The sequence below is a fragment of the Pseudooceanicola marinus genome (genome assembly GCF_020177265.1).
Lineage (GTDB): Bacteria > Pseudomonadota > Alphaproteobacteria > Rhodobacterales > Rhodobacteraceae > Pseudooceanicola > Pseudooceanicola marinus_A.
Genome location: NZ_JAIVMC010000001.1, coordinates 306907 through 329629, shown reverse-complemented (window position 1 = coordinate 329629; position 22723 = coordinate 306907). Strand labels below are relative to the sequence as shown.

Annotated in this window: 21 protein-coding genes; 8 read left to right on the top strand and 13 right to left on the bottom strand. The window is 65.5% G+C overall.

The window, feature by feature from the left end; all coding sequences use genetic code 11:
* Positions 1-111: 111 nt before the first annotated feature.
* From LC066_RS01590 to LC066_RS01545, 10 genes are all read right to left on the bottom strand, one after another.
* Positions 112-666, bottom strand: a complete 555-nt coding sequence (locus tag LC066_RS01590; protein WP_224896254.1) for a YIP1 family protein — start codon at positions 664-666, stop codon at positions 112-114.
* Complete coding sequence (locus tag LC066_RS01585) at positions 663-1157, bottom strand: YIP1 family protein (RefSeq protein ID WP_224896253.1); 495 nt, start codon at positions 1155-1157, stop codon at positions 663-665. Before LC066_RS01585 ends, LC066_RS01590 begins: the two co-directional genes overlap by 4 nt.
* Positions 1157-2470, bottom strand: a complete 1314-nt coding sequence (sufD, locus tag LC066_RS01580; protein ID WP_412103221.1) for a Fe-S cluster assembly protein SufD — start codon at positions 2468-2470, stop codon at positions 1157-1159. Before sufD ends, LC066_RS01585 begins: the two co-directional genes overlap by 1 nt.
* Entirely contained in the window at positions 2470-3225 is a 756-nt protein-coding gene (gene sufC, locus LC066_RS01575; RefSeq protein ID WP_222480335.1) for a Fe-S cluster assembly ATPase SufC, read from the bottom strand. Before sufC ends, sufD begins: the two co-directional genes overlap by 1 nt.
* Before the next feature lie 26 nt (positions 3226-3251).
* The gene (locus tag LC066_RS01570; RefSeq protein WP_224896705.1) at positions 3252-3827 is read right to left on the bottom strand and encodes a hypothetical protein; all 576 of its coding nucleotides are present in this window, start codon (positions 3825-3827) and stop codon (positions 3252-3254) included.
* A 31-nt stretch (positions 3828-3858) separates the two neighbouring features.
* Complete coding sequence (locus LC066_RS01565; protein WP_224896252.1) at positions 3859-4173, bottom strand: heavy metal-binding domain-containing protein; 315 nt, start codon at positions 4171-4173, stop codon at positions 3859-3861.
* A complete protein-coding gene (locus LC066_RS01560) occupies positions 4170-4973 on the bottom strand; it encodes a polysaccharide pyruvyl transferase family protein (RefSeq protein ID WP_224896251.1) in 804 nt (267 codons plus the stop codon). The genes LC066_RS01565 and LC066_RS01560 overlap by 4 nt, the downstream gene beginning before the upstream one ends.
* Positions 4973-6502 carry a Fe-S cluster assembly protein SufB gene (gene sufB / locus LC066_RS01555; RefSeq protein WP_224896250.1) on the bottom strand — a complete coding sequence of 510 codons (1530 nt, stop codon included), beginning with the start codon at positions 6500-6502 and terminating at the stop codon, positions 4973-4975. The genes LC066_RS01560 and sufB overlap by 1 nt, the downstream gene beginning before the upstream one ends.
* 105 nt (positions 6503-6607) lie before the next feature.
* Positions 6608-7666: a cysteine desulfurase family protein gene (locus tag LC066_RS01550; protein ID WP_224896249.1), complete on the bottom strand. Its 1059-nt coding sequence runs from the start codon at positions 7664-7666 to the stop codon at positions 6608-6610.
* Positions 7667-7718: 52 nt separating this feature from the next.
* A complete protein-coding gene (locus LC066_RS01545) occupies positions 7719-8177 on the bottom strand; it encodes an Rrf2 family transcriptional regulator (protein ID WP_222480328.1) in 459 nt (152 codons plus the stop codon).
* Positions 8178-8540: 363 nt separating this feature from the next.
* Between LC066_RS01545 and LC066_RS01540 the strand changes: the two genes are divergently transcribed.
* The 4 genes from LC066_RS01540 (at position 8541) to LC066_RS01525 (ending at position 11853) form a co-directional block, all read left to right on the top strand.
* A complete protein-coding gene (locus LC066_RS01540) occupies positions 8541-9197 on the top strand; it encodes an alpha/beta hydrolase (protein ID WP_222480326.1) in 657 nt (218 codons plus the stop codon).
* A 10-nt stretch (positions 9198-9207) separates the two neighbouring features.
* The gene (locus tag LC066_RS01535) at positions 9208-9441 is read left to right on the top strand and encodes a hypothetical protein (RefSeq protein ID WP_222480324.1); all 234 of its coding nucleotides are present in this window, start codon (positions 9208-9210) and stop codon (positions 9439-9441) included.
* A gap of 165 nt (positions 9442-9606) precedes the next feature.
* Positions 9607-10746, top strand: a complete 1140-nt coding sequence (locus LC066_RS01530; RefSeq protein ID WP_224896248.1) for an HD domain-containing protein — start codon at positions 9607-9609, stop codon at positions 10744-10746.
* A gap of 231 nt (positions 10747-10977) precedes the next feature.
* Positions 10978-11853 (top strand): helix-turn-helix domain-containing GNAT family N-acetyltransferase, encoded by an 876-nt coding sequence (locus LC066_RS01525; RefSeq protein WP_224896247.1) that lies wholly within the window; start codon positions 10978-10980, stop codon positions 11851-11853.
* A gap of 40 nt (positions 11854-11893) precedes the next feature.
* Here the strand turns inward: LC066_RS01525 and mfd are convergent, their stop codons facing one another.
* Both mfd and LC066_RS01515 read right to left on the bottom strand, forming a co-directional pair.
* The gene (gene mfd, locus LC066_RS01520; RefSeq protein ID WP_224896246.1) at positions 11894-15367 is read right to left on the bottom strand and encodes a transcription-repair coupling factor; all 3474 of its coding nucleotides are present in this window, start codon (positions 15365-15367) and stop codon (positions 11894-11896) included.
* A gap of 4 nt (positions 15368-15371) precedes the next feature.
* Positions 15372-15890 carry a component of SufBCD complex gene (locus tag LC066_RS01515; RefSeq protein ID WP_224896245.1) on the bottom strand — a complete coding sequence of 173 codons (519 nt, stop codon included), beginning with the start codon at positions 15888-15890 and terminating at the stop codon, positions 15372-15374.
* A 180-nt stretch (positions 15891-16070) separates the two neighbouring features.
* Here LC066_RS01515 and hemB point away from each other — a divergent pair, with 180 nt between their 5' ends.
* Positions 16071-17066 (top strand): porphobilinogen synthase, encoded by a 996-nt coding sequence (hemB, locus tag LC066_RS01510; RefSeq protein ID WP_224896244.1) that lies wholly within the window; start codon positions 16071-16073, stop codon positions 17064-17066.
* Positions 17067-17315: 249 nt separating this feature from the next.
* Positions 17316-17879: a YSC84-related protein gene (locus LC066_RS01505; protein WP_224896243.1), complete on the top strand. Its 564-nt coding sequence runs from the start codon at positions 17316-17318 to the stop codon at positions 17877-17879.
* A 14-nt stretch (positions 17880-17893) separates the two neighbouring features.
* Here LC066_RS01505 and LC066_RS01500 read toward each other — a convergent pair whose 3' ends face one another.
* Positions 17894-18391, bottom strand: a complete 498-nt coding sequence (locus tag LC066_RS01500) for a hypothetical protein (RefSeq protein WP_224896242.1) — start codon at positions 18389-18391, stop codon at positions 17894-17896.
* A 264-nt stretch (positions 18392-18655) separates the two neighbouring features.
* On the opposite strand from LC066_RS01500, the gene gyrA reads away from it, so the two are divergent.
* Together gyrA and LC066_RS01490 are read left to right on the top strand one after the other, a co-directional pair.
* The gene (gene gyrA / locus LC066_RS01495) at positions 18656-21391 is read left to right on the top strand and encodes a DNA gyrase subunit A (protein WP_224896241.1); all 2736 of its coding nucleotides are present in this window, start codon (positions 18656-18658) and stop codon (positions 21389-21391) included.
* Positions 21392-21423: 32 nt separating this feature from the next.
* Complete coding sequence (locus LC066_RS01490; RefSeq protein ID WP_222480308.1) at positions 21424-22263, top strand: LysR family transcriptional regulator; 840 nt, start codon at positions 21424-21426, stop codon at positions 22261-22263.
* Positions 22264-22723 lie beyond the last annotated feature (460 nt).

Genomic DNA, 22723 nt, shown 5'->3' with positions numbered 1-22723 from the left:
CTGCGGCCCTGTGGTCATCTCTGGTTAGCGGTCCGGAGGCCCTGCGGGCGTCCGGGGTCCCCCCCGGCCCGAGGGCCAGCGAGGGTGCTATCTGGTCGGCCCCACCAGGGCCTACATTTCGGTCAGCGCGGCGCCGCCCACCAGGGACAACAGCACCGATGCGGCCACGATGGTGGCAACGAAGACGACGCCCAGTGTGCCAAGCGCCTTCAGCCGGTTGTCGAAGCCATGCGCCTCGGTCAGGAAGCAGACCATCATGAAGATGCCCCAGGCCCCGGCCACCAGGCTGACGATGGCCGCGATCGGCGGCACCAGCACGCTGAGCACCAATAGAGCCACCTGCGCGAAGATCCGGATCACCTGCAGGAACAGCACCATGCGCAGCAGCGCCGGCAGCGTGCCGCCCCCGCCCATGTACTGGCCCACCTTCGTCAGCAGCCAGGCGCTGAGCCAGATGATGCCCCCCGCGACAACCGCCATGGCGATCGGCGAAAACACCATGCCCGGCGGCAGGATCAGGGTGTAGAGGATGCCGTTCAGAACCGCCACCAGCGCCAGCAGCACGGGCGTGGCGGCCTCCGGCCAGGGAGTCGCCATCAGTTCCGCCGCGCCGCGTCGCGGGTCGATCACGCTGATCCGCATCAGCTCCAGCCAGTCTTTCATCATGCGCCCGTCCCGGCTCCAAACTCGGCCCGCCGCAACCCGGCGATCCAGATCCATCCAAAGCCCACGATCCAGGCCAGGCCGATGAGGCTCTTCGCCGCGCCCGGCCCGATGAAGCCAGCCACCAGACCATGCAGCAGCATCAGCGGCGTCGCCGCCACCAGCGCCCAGAAGAGCGCCAGCCGTGCGCCGAAGCCAGTCCCCTGCCCGCCCAGCAGACGGCACAGCAGATGGCTCAGCCCGGCCAGCAGATAAAGCGCCAGCGGCAGGATGAACACCACCCCCAGAAGCGACCCGCCTAGAAGCATCTGAAGGTCATCCCCACTCAGGTAGGCCTCCCGCGACAGACGCGGCCACTGGGCCACGAACATCGCGATACAGCCGCCCATGCAAAGCGCCAGCGCGCGGTCCTCCCGCGCGCCCTCCGCCAGCATCCGGCCCAGCACGTCGCCGGGCCGGCGATAGCTGGCAGCGATATTGGCTACCAGCGACATCAGCCGCGACGACGGTCCAGCCAGCCGGTCAGCCGGTCGAGCAACTCGGCCCGCAGGCCTTCGTCCTCGATCTCGTCCAGCGCCTCGGCGATGAAGGCGATGACCATCAGGTTCTGCGCCTCCGCCATCGGCACCCCGCGCGAGCGCAGGTAGAACAGCGCCTCCTCGTCCATCGCGCCCGAGGTCGAGCCGTGCGAACAGGCCACGTCGTCGGCGTAGATCTCCAGCTCCGGCTTGGCCAGGAAGGTGCTGTCACCATCCAGCAGCAGGGACTGGCTGATCTGGTAGCCGTCGGTCTTCTGCGCGCCGTCCTTCACCAGGATCTTGCCCTGGAAGATGCCCTGGGCGCCGTTCTTCAGCACCTTCTTGAACACCTGGCGACTTTCGCAGTTCAGCGCGTCATGGGTGACGAAGACGGTGTCGTCATGGTGGAAATCGCCGTCGCCCATGCAGGCGCCGGCCACGTGGGCCATGGCGTCATCGCCCAGCAGTTCGATCACCGCCTCGTTGCGGGTCATCACGCCGTTGGCGGTCAGGGTGAAGCTCTTGAACAGGCTTTCCCGGCCCAGACGGGCGAAGATGTGGGTGGCGGCGCGGCGTTCGTGGTCGCGCCCCTGGGCCCGGACATGGTGGAAGCGCGCTTCGTCGGCCACGTCCACTTCCATCACCTTGTTGAAGCGCGCGGCGGCGGGGCCGTTCTCCAGCAGGGTCAGTTCGGCGCCCTCTTCCAGCTTGATCACGTGGTGCAGCGTCGCGTCCGAGGTCTCGGAGGCGTGCTTGTAGATCAGGCTGACCGGCTTCTCGGCCTTGCCCGTCACGCGGATCAGCAGGCCGTCGGTGGCGGCCCAGGTGTTCAGAGCGGCCAGCGGACGTTCCACCGGGCTCTGCCCGCGGGCCTCCAGCTTGCCGTACAGCTCGGACGCCCAGTGGATGTCGCTGGTCGAGTCCGCCAGGCGCTCGATCGAGACACCGGTCAGTTCCAGCGGATCACTTTCCTCGGCGGAGAAGACACCGTCGATGAAGACGACCTTCACCCGGTCCACCGCATCGAAGATCGGCGTTTCCGCCGGATCGAAGACCGCGGCCGTGGGGGCTTCGGGCGCGATCAGGCTCGCGGGGCGGGTCCAGCGCCAGTATTCGTCGCGCGGCTGCGGCAGGCCCATGGATTTCACCCGCTCCAGCGCCGCCTCGCGGTTGGCGACGCTCCAGCCTTCGGTGGCACCGGCGGACATCACCGCCAGGCGCGCGGCGGTCTCTTCATCGCGGCGCGCCGAGGGCTTCGTCTTGATGGTTTCCGACAGGATCGCCGTCATTACTGCACCTCCGCCAGCAGGTCGGCATAGCCGTTCTGCTCGACCTCCAGGGCCAGCTCGGGACCGCCGGTCTTGATGATGCGGCCATCGGCCATGATATGCACCACGTCGGGTTTGATGTGGTCCAGCAGGCGCTGGTAGTGGGTGATCACGAGGAAGCCACGGCCCTCGTCACGCAGGGCGTTCACACCGTCCGACACCAGCTTCATCGCGTCGACGTCCAGACCGCTGTCGGTCTCGTCGAGGATGCAGAGCTTGGGCTCCAGCATGGCCATCTGCAGGATCTCGTTACGCTTTTTCTCACCACCGGAGAAGCCGACGTTCACCGGGCGCTTCAGCATTTCGGCGTCGATCTTCAGGGTCTTGGCCTTTTCGCGCACCAGCTTCAGGAAGTCGGCGGCGCTGATCTCCTCTTCGCCACGGGCCTTGCGCTGTGCGTTCACGGCCGTCCGCAGGAAGGTCATGTTACCGACGCCGGGGATCTCCACCGGGTACTGGAAGGCCAGGAAGACACCGGCGGCGGCGCGTTCCTCGGGATCCATGTCCAGCAGGTCCTCGCCCAGCAGGGAGGCCTCGCCCTCGGTCACCTCGTAGCCGCCACGGCCGGACAGCACGTAGGACAGGGTGGATTTGCCCGACCCGTTCGGGCCCATGATCGCATGCACCTTGCCGGCCTCGACCGTCAGGTCCACGCCCTTGAGGATCTGCTTATCCTCTTCTTCAAGCTTCACATGCAGGTTCTTGATTTCCAACATCTTATTACCTTTCCTCACGCAACGCATCAGGGCTGCGTCATCATCCGTATCACATCCAGAAGCCGGGTCGCGGGGACCGGCATGGGGTTTATGTCGAACACGGCCAGTCGGCCGATCAGGGTTGGCTGGCCCACGAAATCCTCGATCTCGTGGTATTGCTCGCGGTGCTTGTAGTCGTCCAGCAGCAGGGTCACCGGACGCGAGATGTGAAAGGCGGTCGCCAGCACGCAGCCCGTGCGGAACCGCCCGTCCACCAGCACCAGGTCGGGGTGCGGCATCTCGCGCCGCTCCCAGACCGCCAGGGGATAGGCCGCGTAGCGACGCCACCCCTTGTCATCCTTCGGGTGGCCCCATTCCTTGGTCCGCCCGATGTCGGCATGGATCACCTCCACCGCGCCCTTGGGCGGGTTGTCGGCGAACCAGTCGCGCATCATCTGCGCCCAGGCGCCATCGCTTTCCACGCTGGTCACCCGCTTGCCCAGGTCGCCCGCCAGCACCGTCGAGCCGCCCGATCCGTATTCCAGGATCACCTCCGCCTCGCCGTAGGCCAGGCGCACGGCCTCGGCCTCCGCCTCGGGGAAGGTCAGTTCGGGGCGCGTCATCGGCGCGTCGGAGGGCGACAGGTCGCTCACGTCACTCCACCACCACGGCGGTGCCGGAGACCGACACCATCAGCATGCTGTCGCCCACCACCTCGTAGTCGAGGTCGACACCGACCACGGCATTGGCGCCAAGGGCCGCGGCACGGCCCTCGATCTCGCGCATGGCGATGTCGCGGGCATCCTGCAGCTTGGTCTCGTAGGCGCCCGAACGGCCCCCGATGACGTCGGTGATGTTGGCGAAGAAATCACGGACGATATTCGCGCCCATGATGGCCTCACCCACCACCACGCCCCGGTAGTCGGTGATCCGGCGGCCCTCGATGGTATTCGTCGTCGTGACGATCATTGCGTCACCTCCTCGCTTGCTGTCAGCCGGGCCGGGAAAGAGGCCCGCAGATCCGATTTCGACCGCGCCACGCCCTCGGCATATGGCAGATCGCCCTGGGGCAGCGACGCCAGACGTCCCGGCAGATCCGCCAGCGCCAGCGGACGCGGCAGCGCCCGTTCGATGCCGGCGGCGTAATCCAGGAACTTCAGCTTCGGCGCGGCGTGGATGCCCTCCGGCGACAGCCAGGTGTTGGGCACCCCGAAACTGTCGGCCACGATCAACCCGTGAAGGGACGAGCTGACCACGTGGGCGCAGCCCGCGATCCGGCGGCAGACCTCCAGGGCGTCGCCCCGCACGTCGATCAGGTCGAGCACCGGATGGGCCTCGACCATGGCGCGGAAGGCCGGATCGGCCAATTGCGCGTAATGCGGGATCAGCCCGATGCGATCGCCGCGCGGCACCTCGCCCAGGATCTCGGCCATCAGCAGGCCGGGATCGCCGTAGCCCGGCACCTCTATTCCCAGAAGGCTCTCGGTGATCGGGCCACGGACCAGGGCGAAATCGACGTTGGCGACGAAGTCGGTGTTCACCGGCTTCATGCAGCCGGAGCCCCAGACGACGGGCCGGGCGCCCTCGCGCGGGTCCTTGTTGCCGCGCCGGACCACATGCATGATCGAGCCGATGGCGAAGACATCCACGGCGCCGGGCTTCGCCCAGGCGACCTCGCGGCCCGACACATGGGCCACGATGGCGCGCGAGATGGCATCACCGAAATTCGGCTTGCCCGCCCACCAGTAGAGCTTCACCGGCTCGCTCATCAGCCGACCGAGCCTTCGAGGCTGATCGCCACCAGTTGCTGCGCTTCCATGGCAAACTCCATCGGCAGGGCCTGCAGCACGTCCTTGCAGAAGCCGTTGACGATAAGCGCCACCGCTTCTTCCTCGTCCATGCCGCGCGACTGGCAGTAGAACATCTGGTCGTCGTCCACCTTCGAGGTGGTCGCCTCATGCTCCACCCGGGACGAATTGTTCTTCACCTCGATATAGGGGACCGTATGGGCCCCGCATTCGGATCCGATCAGCAGGCTGTCGCACTGGGTGTAGTTGCGGCTGTTGGTGGCCTTGGGATGCATGGCGACCTGGCCACGGTAGGTGTTCTGCGCCTTGCCGGCGGAGATCCCCTTGGACACGATGCGCGAGCGGGTGTTTTTCCCCAGGTGCAGCATCTTGGTGCCGGTGTCGGCCTGCTGGTAGTTGTTGGTGATGGCGATCGAGTAGAACTCGCCCTGGCTTTCCTCGCCGCGCAGAATGCACGACGGGTATTTCCAGGTCACGGCAGAGCCGGTTTCCACCTGGGTCCACATGATCTTCGCCCGGTCGCCGCGGCAGTCGGCACGCTTGGTGACGAAGTTGTAGATGCCGCCCTTGCCCTCGTCGTCGCCGGGGAACCAGTTCTGCACCGTGGAGTATTTCACTTCGGCGTCTTCCTCGACGACAATCTCGACCACGGCGGCGTGCAGCTGCGCGGTGTCACGCTGCGGCGCGGTGCAGCCTTCGAGGTAGGAGACGTAGCTGCCCTTGTCGGCAATGATCAGCGTGCGCTCGAACTGGCCGGTGTTTTCCGCGTTGATGCGGAAATAGGTCGACAGCTCCATCGGGCAGCGGACGCCCGGCGGCACGTAGACGAAGGAGCCATCGGAGAAGACGGCCGAGTTCAGCGTGGCATAGAAGTTGTCGGAGACCGGCACGACCGACCCGAGGTACTTCTTCACCAGCTCGGGATGTTCGCGGATCGCTTCCGAGATGGAGCAGAAGATGACGCCCGCCTTCTTCAGCTCCGCCTGGAAGGTGGTGCCGACAGAGACGCTGTCGAAGACCGCATCCACGGCGACCTTGCGTTCCGGGGCGGCCTCATCCTTGATTTCCTCGGCGCCCTCGACGCCCGCCAGGATCATCTGCTCCTTCAGCGGGATGCCCAGCTTCTGGTAGGTTTCCAGCAGCTTGGGATCCACCTCGTCCAGGGACTTCGGCTTCTCTTCCATGCTCTTGGGGCGGGCATAGTAGTACTGGTTCTGGAAGTCGATCTTGGGGTATTCGACCATCGCCCAGTCGGGTTCTTCCTTCTCCAGCCAGCGGCGATAGGCGGCCAGGCGCCATTCGGTCATCCACTCGGGCTCGTGGTTCTTGGTGGAGATCAGGCGGACGATATCCTCGGACAGGCCCAGGGGGGCGTAGTCCATCTCGATATCGGTCTCCCAGCCGTATTTGTAGGTGTTGATCTTGGCGACGGCATCGACCGTTTCCTGATCCACGCCTTCCTTCACTTCGGGGGTATCCATCTTACTCATGATCTCATCCTGTCCGGCTTGTCGCGGCTCGTTCTCGTGTCTTCAGGAATGGAGGCCCGGGGGTCATGGTCCGGGGCGTCCTCGGGGGCGCAGGCTCCGGGCGTGTCACGCTGCCCTGGCGCGCCGTTTCTCTCTCTGCGTCAGCCAGGCCGTGGCGAAACGCGTGATCTCTTCCTCGGTCGTCTCGGGGCCGAGGCTGACGCGCAGGGCGCCCATGGCCTCGTCCTCGTCGTAGCCCATGGCGCGCAGCACCTGGCTGGCGCGGACCTTGCCGCTGGAACAGGCCGATCCCGCGCTGACGGCGAACCCGGCCAGGTCCATCTGCATCACCTGGGTCTCGCCCTTCCATCCGGGCGTCACCAGGCAGGTGGTATTGGGCAGGCGCTCTGCCCCTGCCCCGGCAATCTCGGCCTCCAGCCCCATGGCCTGAAGCCCGTCGCGCAGCTGCGCCTCCAGACCGTCCCGCAGGACGCGGACGCGATCCCATTTGCCGGCGTCCAGGTCACGCGCGGCGGCCTCGGCGGCGGCGCCGAAGCCCGCGATGCCGATCACGTTCTCGGTCCCCGCGCGGCGACCCATTTCCTGCCCGCCGCCCTTCAGCTGCGCCGGCAGATCGGTGCCGCGCCGCATTACCAGCGCGCCGACACCTTTCGGGCCACCCAGTTTATGGGCGCTCACAAGGGCCATGTGGCAATTCAGCCAGTTGAAGGCAATGGGCAGCTTGCCGAAAGCCTGGGTCAGGTCGCTGACCGCCAGGCCTTCGGGAAGCCGCTGGATCACGCCCGTTTCGCTGTTGGCCAGCTGCAGCGCGCTGTGCGTCGGATCGGCGACCGTGACCCGGCCGTCGTGATCGACGGGCAGCGGATCGTCGGTGCCCCAGGCCCGGACCGCGTCGTGTTCGATGTCGGCGGCGCGCAGCTCGCGCCCCGCCATGGCCAGCGCCGCCCCTTCGGTCGCGCCGGAGACGAAGACGATATCGGCGCCTTCCGCCCCGAGGGCGGCGGCAACCTGGGCGCGCGCGCGCTCGACCAGCGCCTTGGCCGCCCGCCCCTCGGCATGGACCGAGGACGGGTTGCCCGTCACGTCCATCGCGGCGATCATCGCGGCGCGCGCCTCCGCGCGCAGGGGCGTCGTGGCGTTATGATCCAGGTAGACGCGGCTCATGCGGCACCTGCCCGGGTCCGCAGACCGGCCGAGGGATATGCGACACGCAGGTTCACTCGTCCACCACCTCGAAGAGGTTCGGCACCGCGGGGCACGGGGCCAGCTCGTTCTTCACCACGTCGCCCAGGGTCGTCTGGTGCAGGAAGACGTACACATGGGCCGACAGACCCTCCCACAGGCGGTTCGTCACCGACTGCGCGCGAGACCCCGACAGGCCGCCGGAAACGCCCGCGCCCTTGTGCATGGCGCTGACCGTCTCATCGACCGCGGCGAGGACATCGACCACGCGGATCTCCGTCGCCGGGCGCGACAGCTTGTACCCGCCGCCCGGCCCCCGCACGGAGGCCACGAGGCCCGCGCGGCGCAGCTTCACGAAAAGCTGTTCCAGATAAGGCAGAGACACCGATTGCCGTTTGGAGATATCGCCAAGAGCCACCAGGCAGCCATCCGGCTGCAGCGCGATATCGGCCAGCGCGACCATGGCGTAACGTCCCTTGGTGCTGAGTTTCATGCGCCTTGTCTCCCATTGCCGCGCCCGTCATCTCGGCGCCTGTCACGGTTTCTCACTCGTGGCTCGCCGTATCGGTCGGCGGAGCTGCGGATCAGGGGTCACGGAGAGCCTGGCAAGGCCGCCCGCGACGGTTGATTTCATTGACCTTGGTCGCCGCCCGGATTATCCCGCTTTGCAGCGCGTCGCCAGAGGCAGCAGCCTCTTTAGAACATTTCTAAGGTGCCCGATAATATTCGTCAAGAATGAAGGTTCAGCCGCGCGGACTGCGCGGCCCGGGCCCGGGGCGGATTTGGGCCTGACTTTGGCACGCAAGAGGACAGTCGGACCGCGCAGCGGACCGCGCCAAGGTTGAGGACGTATTGAATGCCCGAGGTCATCTTTCCCGGACCCGAAGGCCGCCTGGAAGGCCGCTATCACCCGCAGAAGGACCGTGACGCGCCGATCGCCATCGTGCTGCATCCGCATCCGCAGTTCGGCGGGACGATGAACAACAAGGTTGTCTACAACCTGCATTATGCCTTCTACAACATGGGCTTCACCGTTCTTCGCTTCAACTTCCGCGGCGTGGGCCGGTCTCAGGGCGAATACGATCAGGGCGTGGGCGAACTGTCCGATGCGGCCTCCGCGCTGGATTACCTGCAGTCGATGAACTCCAACTCGAAGCACTGCTGGGTCGCCGGTTTCTCCTTCGGGGCCTGGATCGGCATGCAGCTTCTGATGCGCCGCCCCGAGATCACCGGCTTCATCTCGGTATCGCCGCCGGCGAACATGTACGACTTCTCCTTCCTGGCGCCCTGCCCGTCCTCGGGCCTGATCGTCAACGGCACCGCCGACCGCGTCGCGCCCCCCGCCGACACGCAGTCCCTGGTGGGCAAGCTGCAGGAGCAGAAGGGAATCACCATCACCCACGAGGAAATCGACGGCGCTGGCCACTTCTTCCAGGAAGAGGACCAGATGCAGTCGATGCTCGGCTCCGTCAGCGACTACGTGAAGCGTCGCCTGACCGAAACCACCCGCTGAGGGACACGCCATGGCCTCCTCCGTCGACACGCTCGCCGCCGCCCTGGCCGAGGATTGCCTGAAGGCGATGAAGGCCACCGGCGAGGACCGCCTTTTCGTCGAGGTCGGCCATGTTCTGGGCGCGGCATCGCAGACCCTCGAAGAGGCCTTCCTGACCGAGGTGCGGGTCCGTCTGGCCGAACGCGCCGCGCGGGACTTCCTGATCCGCCGCGTGAAGGAATTGAAAGCAGCGCGCGACGACTGATCGCCGCGTCTATCTTCAGAACATATCACCGGGGGGCTTTCGGCCCCCCGTTTGCATTCCGCCGCCCCGAAAGGTTTTCGGGCTCTCGGACCGCGCAGGACCACCCCTTGCACCCGTCGCACGCCGAGGCTAGGCCGGGCCTGTTCCCCCACCGGAGATTTCGCCATGGATGCCCAGAGGCTCGACGCGCAGCTTTCTTTCCTGCAGGAGGCCGACCGGCTGAAAGGCGTCACTCGCGCCTCCACCCTGACCGACCAGTCACGCGCCGAGAACTCGGCCGAACATTCCTGGCAGGCCGCCCTGGGCGCGCTGATCTGGCTGCCGGAGGTCGAGGCGGCACGGATGGACCGCATCCTGTCGATGCTGCTGCTGCACGACCTGGTGGAGATCGACGCGGGCGACCAGCCCATCGACCTGCCCCATGACGCCGAGGCCCTGGCCGCCGCAGAACGCGCCGGCGCCGACCGGCTGTTCGCCCTGCTGCCCGCCGACCAGGGGCCGCGCCTGCGCGCGCTTTGGGAAGAGTTTGAGGCAATGGAGAGCGAAGACGCGCGCTTGGCAAAGACGGTGGATTTCGCCATTCCCGTCCTGCAGGTCTGGGCCGCCGCGCCCCGGCGCGCCGATCACGAAGCGATCGCACGGGACAACACCGCCGCGGGCCGCGCCCGGCTGATCGCGGAAACCCGGCCGGATCTTTACGCTCATCTGCATTCCGAACTGACCGAGGGCCCCGCCGAGGTCGCCGCACGCTCCGCCTTCCTGGCGGAAGCCGATCGGCTGAAGCGGGTCGAGCGCGCCACGACCCTGTGCGATGCTTCAAGACAGGAAAATTCTGCTGAACATTCATGGCACTTGGCCCTCTATGCTCTGGTGCTGGGTGAACATGCGCCTGAAGGCGTCAGCCTGTCGCGGGTGCTGCGCATGCTGCTGCTGCATGACCTGGTGGAAATCGACGCCGGCGACGTGCCGATCTACGCCCAGACCGCCGAAGGCCAGGCCGAAACAGAGGCGGCGGAGCTGGCGGCGGCGGAACGGCTGTTCGGCTTGCTGCCCGAGGCGGAGGGCGCGCCCCTCCTGGCCCTCTGGCAGGAGTTTGAAGCAGCCACCACGCCCGACGCACGCTTCGCCAAGGCGCTGGACCGCTTCCAGCCGCCCCTGCAGAACCTCGCCTCGGGCGGCGTATCCTGGCTAGCGCATAACGCGACCTTCGAGATGGTCGAGGCCCGCGTCGGGCGCGCCATCGCCCGCTCCATGCCCGCGTTCTGGGATCACATCGCCCCGCGTATCCGCGCCTTCCTGGGCTGACAGTCCGCCGCGGGTTTCGACGGCACCGACCGCAAACGTATAGTATGTGCAACGATTTCCGCGTGATTGTGGGGGCGTCGTGCAGTTTTGTTCGCAAATGGAAAGGGCGTCGATCGTCCGCCGCACCGCGCCATCGAAGCACCGAAAAGCGCATCCACTTGCGACGAATTTCCCTGACAAAAGTCAGGCAATAGCTTGACGGTGGGGCGGTATCAGACAAAAGTCAGCTACATGACACCTGATCCCGTTTCCCGATTCCGCCGTTTCTCCCGTGCCGTCACCTCCGAGGTGGGCGCGCTCGATCAATCCTTTCTGGGACGGGGCCGCCCCCTGGGCACGGCCCGCGTGCTGAACGCCATCGGCCAGGGCCGGACGGAGGTGGCGGCGATCCGCGATTACCTCGGGCTCGATTCCGGGCTGATGTCGCGCCTGCTGCGCGGGCTGGAAGCCGAAGGGTTGGTCACCACCGGACCGCACCCGGAGGACGCCCGTGCTCGCGTCGCGGCGCTGACACCCGACGGCGAGGCCGAGTTCGCCGCCTACGAGGCCCTGTCGGACCAACGCGCCGCCGACACCCTGGCGCGGCACCCCCGCCCCGAGGCCCTGCTCGCCGCGATGGACCTGGTGGCCTCGGCCCTGGGTCGCGACCGCATCACCCTGGAGGAACGCGATCCGCGCGACGAGACCTCACGCTATTGCCTGCAGGAGTATTACGCCGAACTGGCGCGCCGGTTCGACACCGGGTTCGACCCGCAGCTGTCGCGCGACCCGGAGGCCACGGACATGATCGCCCCGCGCGGTGCCTTCCTCGTGGCCTTCTCCGACGGGCTGCCCCTGGGCTGCGTCGGGTTGAAGGGATCGGGCGGCCCGGTGGCCGAGATCAAGCGGTTGTGGATCGCCCCCTCGGCCCGCGGCCTGGGCCTGTCGAAGCGGCTGATGGCGGAGATCGAGGCGCGCGCCAAGCCGCTCGGCATCACGACGCTGCGGCTGGACACCAATTCCGCCCTGCCGGAGGCCGTGGCCCTGTACCGCGGCCTCGGCTGGACCGAGATCGACAGGTTCAACGACGATCCCTACCCCGACCACTTCTTCGAGAAACACCTCTGAGGCACGGGGCGCGCAGCGACAGAGGCCGCGCGCCTGAGCCTCACTTCTTCGCCTTGGCCTGCTTCTCCGCCTCGACCAGCTTCGCCGCCAGGTCGCGGGCGATGGCGAAGGCGCCCTTGATCCGCTCCGCGTCGCCCTTCCAGTCGCGACGCACGACGATCTTGTTGTCCTTCACCTTGGCGAGGCCGTTCTGTTCCTTGATAAACTCGACCAGCCCCTGCGGCGCGGCGAACTTGTCGTTGTGGAACTGGATCGTGGCCCCCTTCGGCCCGCCGTCCAGCTTGGCAATGCCCGCCCGCTTGCACATGGCCTTGATCCGAACAACGAGCAGCAAGGTATTGACCTCCTTCGGCAATTTCCCGAAGCGGTCGATCAGCTCGGCGGCGAAACCTTCCAGCTCCACCTTGGTGGTCAGGCCCGACAGACGACGGTAGAGACCCAGGCGCAGATCGAGGTCCGGCACGTAGTCCTCAGGGATCAGAACCGGCACGCCAAGGTTGATCTGCGGCGCCCAGGTCTCCTCGGTTTCGGTCAGCCCCTCGGCCTCGCCCGACTTGATCTTGGCAATCGCCTCTTCCAGCATCGACTGGTAGAGTTCATAGCCCACGTCGCGCATGTTGCCCGACTGCTCCTCGCCCAGCAGGTTGCCGGCACCACGAATGTCGAGGTCCTGCGAGGCCAGGGTGAAGCCTGCGCCAAGAGTATCCAGCGAGCCCAGCACCCGCAGACGTTTCTGCGCGGTATCGGTCAGTTTCGCGCGCGGCTCGGTCGTCAGGTAGGCATAGGCGCGGGTCTTGGCGCGACCGACGCGGCCCCGGATCTGATAGAGCTGGCTGAGGCCGAACATATCTGCCCGATGCACCACCATCGTATTGGCGCGTGGAATATCCAGGCCCGATTCCACGATGGTCGTGGCCAGCAGCACGTCATATTGCCCGTCATAGAAGGCGTTCATGCGCCGATCCAGCTCCCCCGCCGCCATCTGGCCGTGGGCGGTGACGAAACTGACCTCGGGCACCTGCTCCTTCAGAAACTCCTCGATCTCCGGCAGGTCGCTGACGCGCGGCACCACGAAGAAGCTCTGGCCGCCGCGGTAGTGTTCCCGCAGCAGGGCCTCGCGGATGGTGACCGGATCGAACTCGCTGACATAGGTGCGGATCGCCAGGCGGTCGACGGGCGGCGTGCCGATGATCGACAGATCGCGCACGCCGGACAGCGACAGTTGCAGGGTGCGCGGGATCGGCGTGGCGGTCAGGGTCAGGACGTGCACGTCGGTGCGCAGCTGCTTCAGCCGTTCCTTGTGGCCGACGCCGAACCGCTGCTCCTCATCCACGATCAGCAGGCCGAGGTTCCTGAACTTGATGTTCTTGGCCAGAAGCGCATGGGTGCCCACGGCGATATCCACCGTGCCATCGCTGATCCCGCTGCGCGTCCGGGCTGCATCATTTGCACCAACAAAGCGCGACAAGGCGTTGACTTGAATAGGGAAACCCCGGAACCGCTCGGCAAATCCCTGGTAGTGCTGACGGGCCAGCAGCGTGGTGGGCGCGATCACCGCCACCTGCACCCCGGACATGGCCGCGGCAAAGGCCGCGCGCAGGGCCACCTCGGTCTTGCCGAAGCCCACATCACCGCAGACCAGCCGGTCCATCGGGTGCCCCGAAGCCAGATCGCCCAGCACGTCGTCGATGGCGCCCAGCTGATCGTCCGTCTCCTGGTAAGGGAAGCGGGCCAGGAAGGCGTTCCATTCGGCCTCCGGCGGCTCCAGCATGGGCGCACGGCGCAGGGCGCGTTCGGCGGCCACACGGATCAGCCGGTCCGCCATCTCGCGGATGCGTTCCTTCAGCCGCGCCTTCTTGGCCTGCCAGGCGCCGCCGCCCAGCTTGTCCAGCAGCCCCTCTTCATGGCCATAGCGGGACAGCAGTTCGATATTCTCGACCGGCAGGTAAAGGCGCGCGTTCTCGGCGTATTCCAGCACCAGGCATTCGTGCGCGGCCCCGGCGGCAGTGATGACTTCCATGCCATGATAGCGGCCGATGCCATGGTCGACATGGACCACCAGATCACCGGGGCTGAGGCTCTGTGCCTCGGTCAGGAAGTTCTCGGCCCGCCGCTTCTTCCGGGCCGAGCGGATCAGCCGGTCGCCCAGCACGTCCTGTTCGGAGATGACCGTCAGCGGCCGGTCCTGCCAGGTGCCCTCGAACCCGTGTTCCAGCGCCCAGACCGCCAGATGCAGCCCCCTGCGACCGATGCGCTGCGCGTCAGTGACCGGGATCGCTTCCTTCAGGCCTTCGTCGGCGATCAACCCTTCCAGCCGCTCCCGCGCACCTTCGGAATAGGAGGCGATGACAACGGGCCCGTCCTGAAGTTTTGCCTTCACATGATCCGCTAGGGCACCGAAAAGGCTTACATTTTCAAGCTGACGCTCAGGCGAGAAATTGCGCCCGATGTGCCCGCCGGCATCCAGAACGCCCGGGCCGGGGCTCTGCGCCAGCGGCGAGAGCTGTAACAGGCGGCGCCCCTTGGTCTGGGCCTGCCAGGCCTCGTCGTCGAGGTAGAGCAGCCCCGGCGGCACGGGTTTGTAGACCGACCCCAGGCGCGCCTTGTCGGCCAGGGCGATGCGGCGGCTTTCGTATTGATCCGCGATCGTGTCCCAGCGGGCCAGCCGCGCCGGCGTCGCCTGGTCGTCGAGGGTGATCGTGGCCTGCGGCAGGTAGTCGAACAACGTTTCCAGCCGCTCGTGGAAGAAGGGCAACCAGTGCTCCATCCCCTGCTGCTTGCGCCCGGCACTGACCGCTTCGTAGAGCGGATCATCGGTGCCCGCGGCGCCGAACTCGATACGGTAGTTCTGACGGAACCGGGTGATCGCCGCCTCGTCCAGGATGACCTCGCTCACCGGGGCCAGTTCGATCACCTCGCGCTTGTCGGTGGTGCGCTGACTGCCGGGGTCAAAGCTGCGTGCGCCATCGAGGATATCCCCGAACATATCGAGGCGCACCGGTCCCGAAGGGCCCGGCGGGAAGATGTCGATGATGCCACCGCGAATGGCGTAGTCGCCTGGTTCGGTGACCGAGTGGCTTTGGGAAAAGCCCATGCGCACCAGGAAGTTGCGCAGCGCAGCTTCATCAATCCGCTCCCCCACCCGGGCGGTGAAGGAGGCCTCCTGCAACACCTCGCGCGCCGGGATCCGCTGGGTCGCGGCATTCAGCGTCGTCAGCAGGATGAACTGGTCCGGCATGCCGTGCACCAGCCCTGCCAGCGTGGCCATCCGCGTGGCCGAAATGTCGGCATTGGGCGAAATGCGGTCATAGGGCAGGCAATCCCACCCCGGGAAGGTCAGCACCGGCATCGCGGGATCGAAGAAATGCAGCGCGTCGGCCATGGCCGCCATTCGCTTGTCGTCCCGCGCCACGTGCAGCACGGGCCGCCCGGTCTTCGCGATCTCCTTCAGCAGGAGCGCGGCATCATAGCCCTCCGGCGCCCCGCCGAGGATGAAATGGCTGTCATCTGCCAAGAACTTAGCCTCCAAGAACGCCGACAGAGGCATTCACGTACATGCCCCAGAAGGAGGTGGTCAACACCGAGAGCATGCCGATCACCTGAATGACGAAGCGCAGGCGCCGCAGGCGCAGGTAGAGCTCCGCCGTCGTCAGCGGCGCCAGCGCGATCTTCCGGGCGGTGCGCACCGACAGGATCCAGACGATGGTCAGCGGCAGGCCGATCAGCAGCAGCGCCTGGGCGAACTCGACCCAGTAGAAGAACCCGAGGATCGCCAGCACCGTCAGCAGGAAGCTCATCACGCCCACGGCGATCTCGCCTGCCGCGTCGGCGATGTAGAGCATCCGGTTGACGTTGATGCGGATCAGATCGCGCAGATCCTCCTCGACCGAGCCGCCACGGCGATGCGCGCGCAGCACCAGGTCAAAGGGCACGCCCAGCACCCAATGGCTGGCGGAGGACCAGACGACCGCCAGGGCAATCCAGAACCAGAGGTTCGAGAAGGACCGGAGGTCGATCAGTTCGAGAGTTGTGGCCAAAGACCCCAAGGGCGCCCGTCCTTTCTGCTCACCTCCACTTCTTTCCGGATATAGCCCCGCAACCCGGCCTTGCCCACCCCCCGCAGGGCCGGAACCGGCGCAGAAAGCCACGTCTGCGGAAGGACTTGAGCTTGACGGGCGATCCGTGCCACCTGAGGGAAGACCTTCGGAGTTGAGATCATGCAGCCCATCCAAGCCCCCTTCCCGGCAACCCGCCTGCGCCGCACCCGCAAATCCGGCGCGATCCGCGACCTGGTGCAGGAAAACGTCTTTACCGTGAAGGACCTGATCTGGCCGGTTTTCGTCTGCGAGGGCGAGAACCACGAGGACCCCGTGCCCTCCATGCCCGGCGTCTACCGCCGCTCCGTCGATCGGGTGGCCGAGGCCGCGCGCGAGGCCTTCGATCTGGGCATTCCCGCGATCTGCCTCTTCCCCTACACCCCCGACGGCAAGCGCAGCGCCGATGCCTCCGAGGCCTGGAACCCGGAAAACCTGTCGAACCGCGCCACCCGCGCCATCAAGGCCGCCGTGCCGGAGATTCTGGTGATGACCGACGTGGCCCTGGATCCCTATTCCGACACCGGCCAGGACGGCTTCGTCATCGACGGCGAGATCGTCAATGACCTGACCGTGGAGGCGCTGGTGAAACAGGCCGTCAGCCAGGCCGAGGCCGGCGCCGACATCATCGGGCCCTCGGACATGATGGACAGCCGCATCGGCGCCATCCGCGCCGCGCTGGAGGCCGGCGGCCATCACAACGTGATGATCCTGTCCTATGCGGCAAAATACGCCTCGGCCTTCTACGGACCCTTCCGCGATGCGGTCGGCGCCTCCGGTGCGCTGAAGGGGGACAAGAAGACCTACCAGATGGATCCCGGGAATTCCGACGAGGCCGTGCGCCTCGTGGCCCGTGACCTGTCCGAAGGCGCCGACATGGTGATGGTGAAGCCCGGCATGCCCTACCTCGACATCTGCCGCCGGGTGAAGGACAGCTTCGGCGTGCCGACCTTCGCCTACCAGGTGTCCGGCGAATACGCGATGATCCAGGCGGCCGCGCAGAACGGCTGGATCGACGGCGAGAAGGCCATGATCGAAAGCCTGATGGCCTTCAAACGCGCCGGCTGCGACGGGGTGCTGAGCTACTTCGCCCCCGCCTTCGCCCGCCTCGCGGGCTGAGGGGCGGCTGCGCGCCGCGCATCGGAAGGCACGGCAGGCAAGGCAATTCGCCTGCGGAGACAAGGAAAAAGGGGCCGATATCGGCCCCTTTTCGCTTTATCCCCGGCCTGACACGTCTGAGAGGATGACACCCCCGCGGGCCGAGGCTAGAAAAGGGCGCATATCAAGCCGGGCCACCGGCAGAGCAACAAGCCGGACCACCGGCAGAGGCAGTAGACAGGCGCCCCGGCGCCGCATGAGGGCAGAGACATGAGCCAACTGACACGACGCGCATTCACCCTTTCCGCGCTGGCCGCCGTGCCGGCGGTGGCGGCCTGTTCCGGCAACGGCTACGGCAACAATGGCGCGGCCACGATCGACGCGCGGGTCGATGCGACCCTGGCGCAGATGTATTCCGACTATCCGCAGACCCGAGACCTGGCGGCGAAATCCACCGGCATGCTGGTGATGCCGCTACTGACCGAGGCGGGCCTGGGCCTGGGCGGCGGCTATGGCCGCGGTGCCCTGCGCGTTGGTGGCGCCACGGTGGACTATTACTCCGCCACCCGCGCCAGCGCCGGCCTGCAGATCGGGGCGCAGCAATATGCCCACGTGCTGTTCTTCATGACCGAGGACGCCCTGCAGGACTTCCGCATCAATGACGGCTGGGCCGCCGCCGCGGACGCCGACATCGTGTTCAACAACCTGGGCGAGAACCTGCGGGCCGAAACCACCACCTCGCTGGCGCCGGTCGTCGCAGTGATCTTCGCCCAGGCGGGCCTGCGCGTCGGCGCGACGATCGAAGGTCTGAAATACTCGCGCATCATCCCCTGATCGCATGGGCAGACCTAGTTCCTGTATTTCTCAACCCGCTTCAGAGCAGGCGTAAGATTCGGAAAGAACGGACGACGGTCGCCGTCGCCGTTCACAACATTAAACGACTCCATCGCAGCAAAGAACGGCTCGGCCAGCCTGCAGTCTTCAAGGATCAATGGTGATATGTAGGTCGTAAATGTCCTATTATCTAGGTCTCCGGCTAAGTAGGTGTCGCACGCCAAATCGTAGAAGTTGAAAAGGTGTAGTATCTCTACCCTTTGTGGACGTTTTGCTGTGCACTTGAAGTTCGCGAGCTCTGCGTAATTCTCTGTATCTATGGAGAATTCTTCTAGTAGATATCTAGCTTTCAAACGCGCGTGAGACATTTCAGCCGAATAGAGACTTAAGGCCAGTTGAAATCCTCTGCTTCTCTTGTCTGCGCGACGCGACACCCAGAACCCGAACCACCCACCGAGGATTGCGCTAACGACACCAACCGTCGAGACTACTAGAACCTCAAATCCTGACATACCAAAGCTCCAATTGATGGATATATAAATATGATCGTAAAGAATTAATGTTTCTGGGCATAGCTGAACACTGAAGAAAAGCTAGAATTAAATCTATCATCTGAGAATAGATTTTGCGCTTCGTTCAGTTTAGCTCTGCCACCAACTCCTGCAGCCCGCGACCCCGTCAACAGACGAAGGGGTGCAGGCATTGCACCCCAGATCATGGCGGTGCTATAGTTGCGCCAACAAGATATAGAAGCCATCCCCAGACAGGCAGACTCAGTGACCGATACACCGGAACCCCCTGAAAACGAACAGGAAACCCCGTCTGCGCCGGCCAGCGGCCCGACCGTCTCGATTTCGGAGGAAATGCGTTCCTCCTATCTCGACTACGCGATGTCGGTCATCGTCAGCCGCGCCATCCCGGATCTGCGCGACGGCCTAAAACCTGTGCACCGGCGGATCCTCTTCGCCATGCACGAGGTCGGCAACACCCACGACAAGCCCTACCGGAAATCCGCGCGCCCCGTCGGCGACGTGATGGGTAAGTACCACCCCCATGGCGACAGCGCGATCTACGACGCGCTGGCCCGGATGGCGCAGGATTTCTCGATGTCTCTGCCGCTACTGGATGGCCAGGGCAACTTCGGTTCGATGGACGGCGATAAACCCGCCGCCATGCGCTACACCGAGGTGCGCATGGACAAGCCTGCGGCCTACATGCTGAACGACATCGACAAGGACACGGTCGATTTTCAGGACAACTATGACGGCAAGGACAAGGAACCCTCGGTCCTGCCCGTCCGCTTCCCCAACATGCTGGTGAACGGCGCCGGCGGTATTGCCGTTGGCATGGCCACCAACATCCCGCCGCACAACCTGGGCGAGGTGATCGACGCCACCCTGGCGCTGATCGAAAACCCCGACATGTCGGTCGAGGAACTGATCCAGTACGTGCCCGGCCCCGACTTCCCCACGGGCGGGATCCTGTTGGGCCGCTCCGGCGCGCGGAAGGCCTACCTGGAAGGGCGCGGCAGCTGCATCATCCGCGCCAAGACCCACGTCGAGGAGCTGCGCAAGGATCGCTATGCCATCGTCATCGACGAGATCCCCTATCAGGTGAACAAGGCGGCGATGATCGAGAAGATCGCGGAACAGGTTCGCGACAAGAAGATCGAGAGCATCGCCCACGTTCAGGACGAAAGCGACCGGCACGGCGTCCGCGTCGTGGTCGAGCTGAAGCGTGACGCGACGCCTGAGGTGGTGCTGAACCAGCTCTTCCGGTTCACGCCGATGCAGACTTCCTTCGGCTGCAACATGCTGGCCCTGAACGGTGGTCGTCCGGAAACCCTGACCCTCTATGGCTTCCTGTCGCATTTCGTCGACTTCCGCGAAGACGTGGTGGCCCGCCGCACCGCCTACCTGCTGCGCAAGGCGCGCGAGCGGGCGCATATCCTGTGTGGTCTGGCCGTCGCCGTCAGCAACGTCGACGAGGTCGTGGCGACTATCCGCTCCTCCGCCGATGCGGCCGAGGCGCGCGAGAAGCTGATGACCCGAAAGTGGCCGGCGGCGGAGATTGCGGATTACATCCGCCTGATCGACGATCCGACCCACAAGATGAACGAGGACGGCACCTATAACCTGTCCGAAACCCAGGCCCGCGCCATCCTGGAGCTGCGCCTGCAGCGTCTGACCCAGATCGGCGTGAAAGAGGTGACGGACGAGCTTCAGGAGCTGGCCGGCAAGATCAAGGAATACCTGGAGATCCTGGGCTCTCGCGATCGCATCATGGGCATCATCGCCGATGAGCTGCGCGAGGTGCGCGAGCTCTTCGCCGTGCCCCGCCGGACAGAGATCGTCGACTGGGCCGGCGACATGGACGACGAGGACCTGATCGAACGCGAGGACATGGTCGTGACCGTGACCGCGGGCGGCTACATCAAGCGGACCCCGCTGGCCGACTTCCGCGCACAGAAGCGTGGCGGCAAGGGCCTGTCGGGCGGCGCGATGAAGGATGACGATGCGGTCACCACGCTGTTTGTCGCCAATACCCATACGCAGCTGCTGTTCTTCACCACTGAGGGCATGGTCTACAAGCTGAAGACCTGGCGCCTGCCGGTCGGCGGACGCACCTCCAAGGGCAAGGCGGTGGTCAACATCCTGCCGATCCCGACGGGCGTGTCGATCGCGGCCATCATGCCGGTGGACCGTCCGGAAGAGGAATGGGGCGATCTGCAGATCGTTTTCGCCACCTCCGCCGGCACGGTGCGCCGCAACGCCCTGTCCGACTTCACCAACGTCATGCGCAACGGCAAGATCGCGATGAAGTTCGAGGGCGAGAACGAGGGCATGCGCCTGATCAACGCCCGCATCTGCGGCCCCGAGGACGACGTGATGCTGTTCACCCGTTCCGGCCGGGCGATCCGCTTCCGCGCCGATGACGTGCGGGTCTTCAACTCGCGCAACTCCACCGGGGTGCGCGGTGTCCGCCTGAACGAGAATGACGAGGTCGCCTCGATGTTCGTCCTGCCCCACTTCGCCGCCGAAAGCGACGAACGGGCCTCCTACCTGAAGATGCGCCGCGCCATGGCCGGCGACACCGAGGCCACGGAGGAGGAAGAGGGCAACGCCGACATGCCGCTGAGCCAGGAGCGTTACGCCGAGATGTCGGCCGCCGAGACGCTGCTGCTGACCATCACCGCCGGCGGCGCGGGTCACATCAGTTCCTCCCACGACTACCCCGTTCGGGGCCGTGGTGGCATGGGCGTGACGGCATGGGAGAAATCCATGCGCACCGGTGAGATCATCGCGGCCTTCCCGGTCGATATGGATGACCAGATTATGCTCGCAACCTCGCGTGGTCAGTCGATCCGCGTGCCAGTTGAAGGTATTTCCTTCCGCTCCCGTAGCGCGGGTGGTGTTCGTGTGTTTAATACAGGTAAAGAAGAACACGTCGTCTCCGTCGCCCGGATCATCGAGCAGGGAGAAGAGGAGGACGGCGACGGCGAGACTGGCTGACGGGGACATCGGCCGCTTGGGAGCAAAGTGAATTGAAGAACTGGGACGACCTTCGCTACCTGGTCGCGGTCCACAAGACGGGCTCGATGAGTGCGGCAGCGAGACTGCTTGATACCAACCCCGCAACCGTTTCCCGAAGACTGGGACGATTGTCGGAAACCCTTGGTTTCGAACTGTTTCTCAAGACGCCGCAAGGCTGGACGGCGAACGAGGCCGTTGGTGACCTCATCGAGTCGATCACGGCCTTCGAAAACGAGATCGAGTCCTACCTCAACACCCGGGACAGCGACGGGACCAAGGTGGCGGGCCATGTGAACATCGGCTGCGCCCCCACGGTGTCCAATCACGTGCTGCTGCCCGGGCTGAAGGATCTGATCGGCGAGAACCCCGACCTCGAAATCACCCTCACCAGCCAGTTTTACCAGGATGCCCTGGGCGACAACGACCTGTTCATCTCGGCGGTCCGCCCGCAACAGGGGCGCCTGGTGGTCCGGTTCGTCGGCAAGTACGCGACGAACCTCTACTGCTATCCCGACAGCCCGCGCGATGGTCGCTGGGTCGGACTTCACAATCTGCACGATCGTTACCCCCCGGCGCAGCACTGTCGCACAATCATGGGGGGACGGGATCCGATCATACGGGTCGAGACCTTGATGGACGCCTACCGCACGGTCCGCGCCACCCGCCTGCCCGGCGCGATCCCCGTAGGCGCCGCGCAGGAGGACCCCGAGCTGATCCCCTTCGACCCGGAAAGCCGGCCCATGCAGACCCCTCTTTATTTGTGTTTTCATGAGACCCGGCGCAAGGATCCCCTTGTACAGATGATTGCTGACTGGGTGGCAGATCGTTTCAACGCATATAACAACGTTTGACCGGCCTTGCAGGAATGCAAGCACAGGTATGCGGCGCAAAGATATTGTGCGCGTTTCGGCTGCACCGCATAGTCCGGGTACAGAAATTTCGCAGACGTATGAATGGCCTCCTTCCCGGGTTTCTTTTTTCGCCTTAAGGTAGAGAGACGTGTCGACGTTCCGTTTGTCCGCTCGAACAGACGATGGAACGTCGACATCAGACGACAGTGTCCCTGGAGGTGGCTCGACGCGCCCGTTCAGCGGCGAACCTCGGTTCGCAGCCACATCCAACCAAAGGCTTGACGCTTCTACCCCGTCAAACCCTTCACTGGGCCGGCCCGAACAGCCGGCCCCTTTTCTTTCTGGCCGTCCCGGAGCCCTCGTCGCCGTTCCGCACCGCGGCATTTGTGCAGCAGCGCAGGTCTAATGGGCGCTCACGGCCTTTCCCTTTCAACGCAAAGCTTACAATTATCGGCTAGCC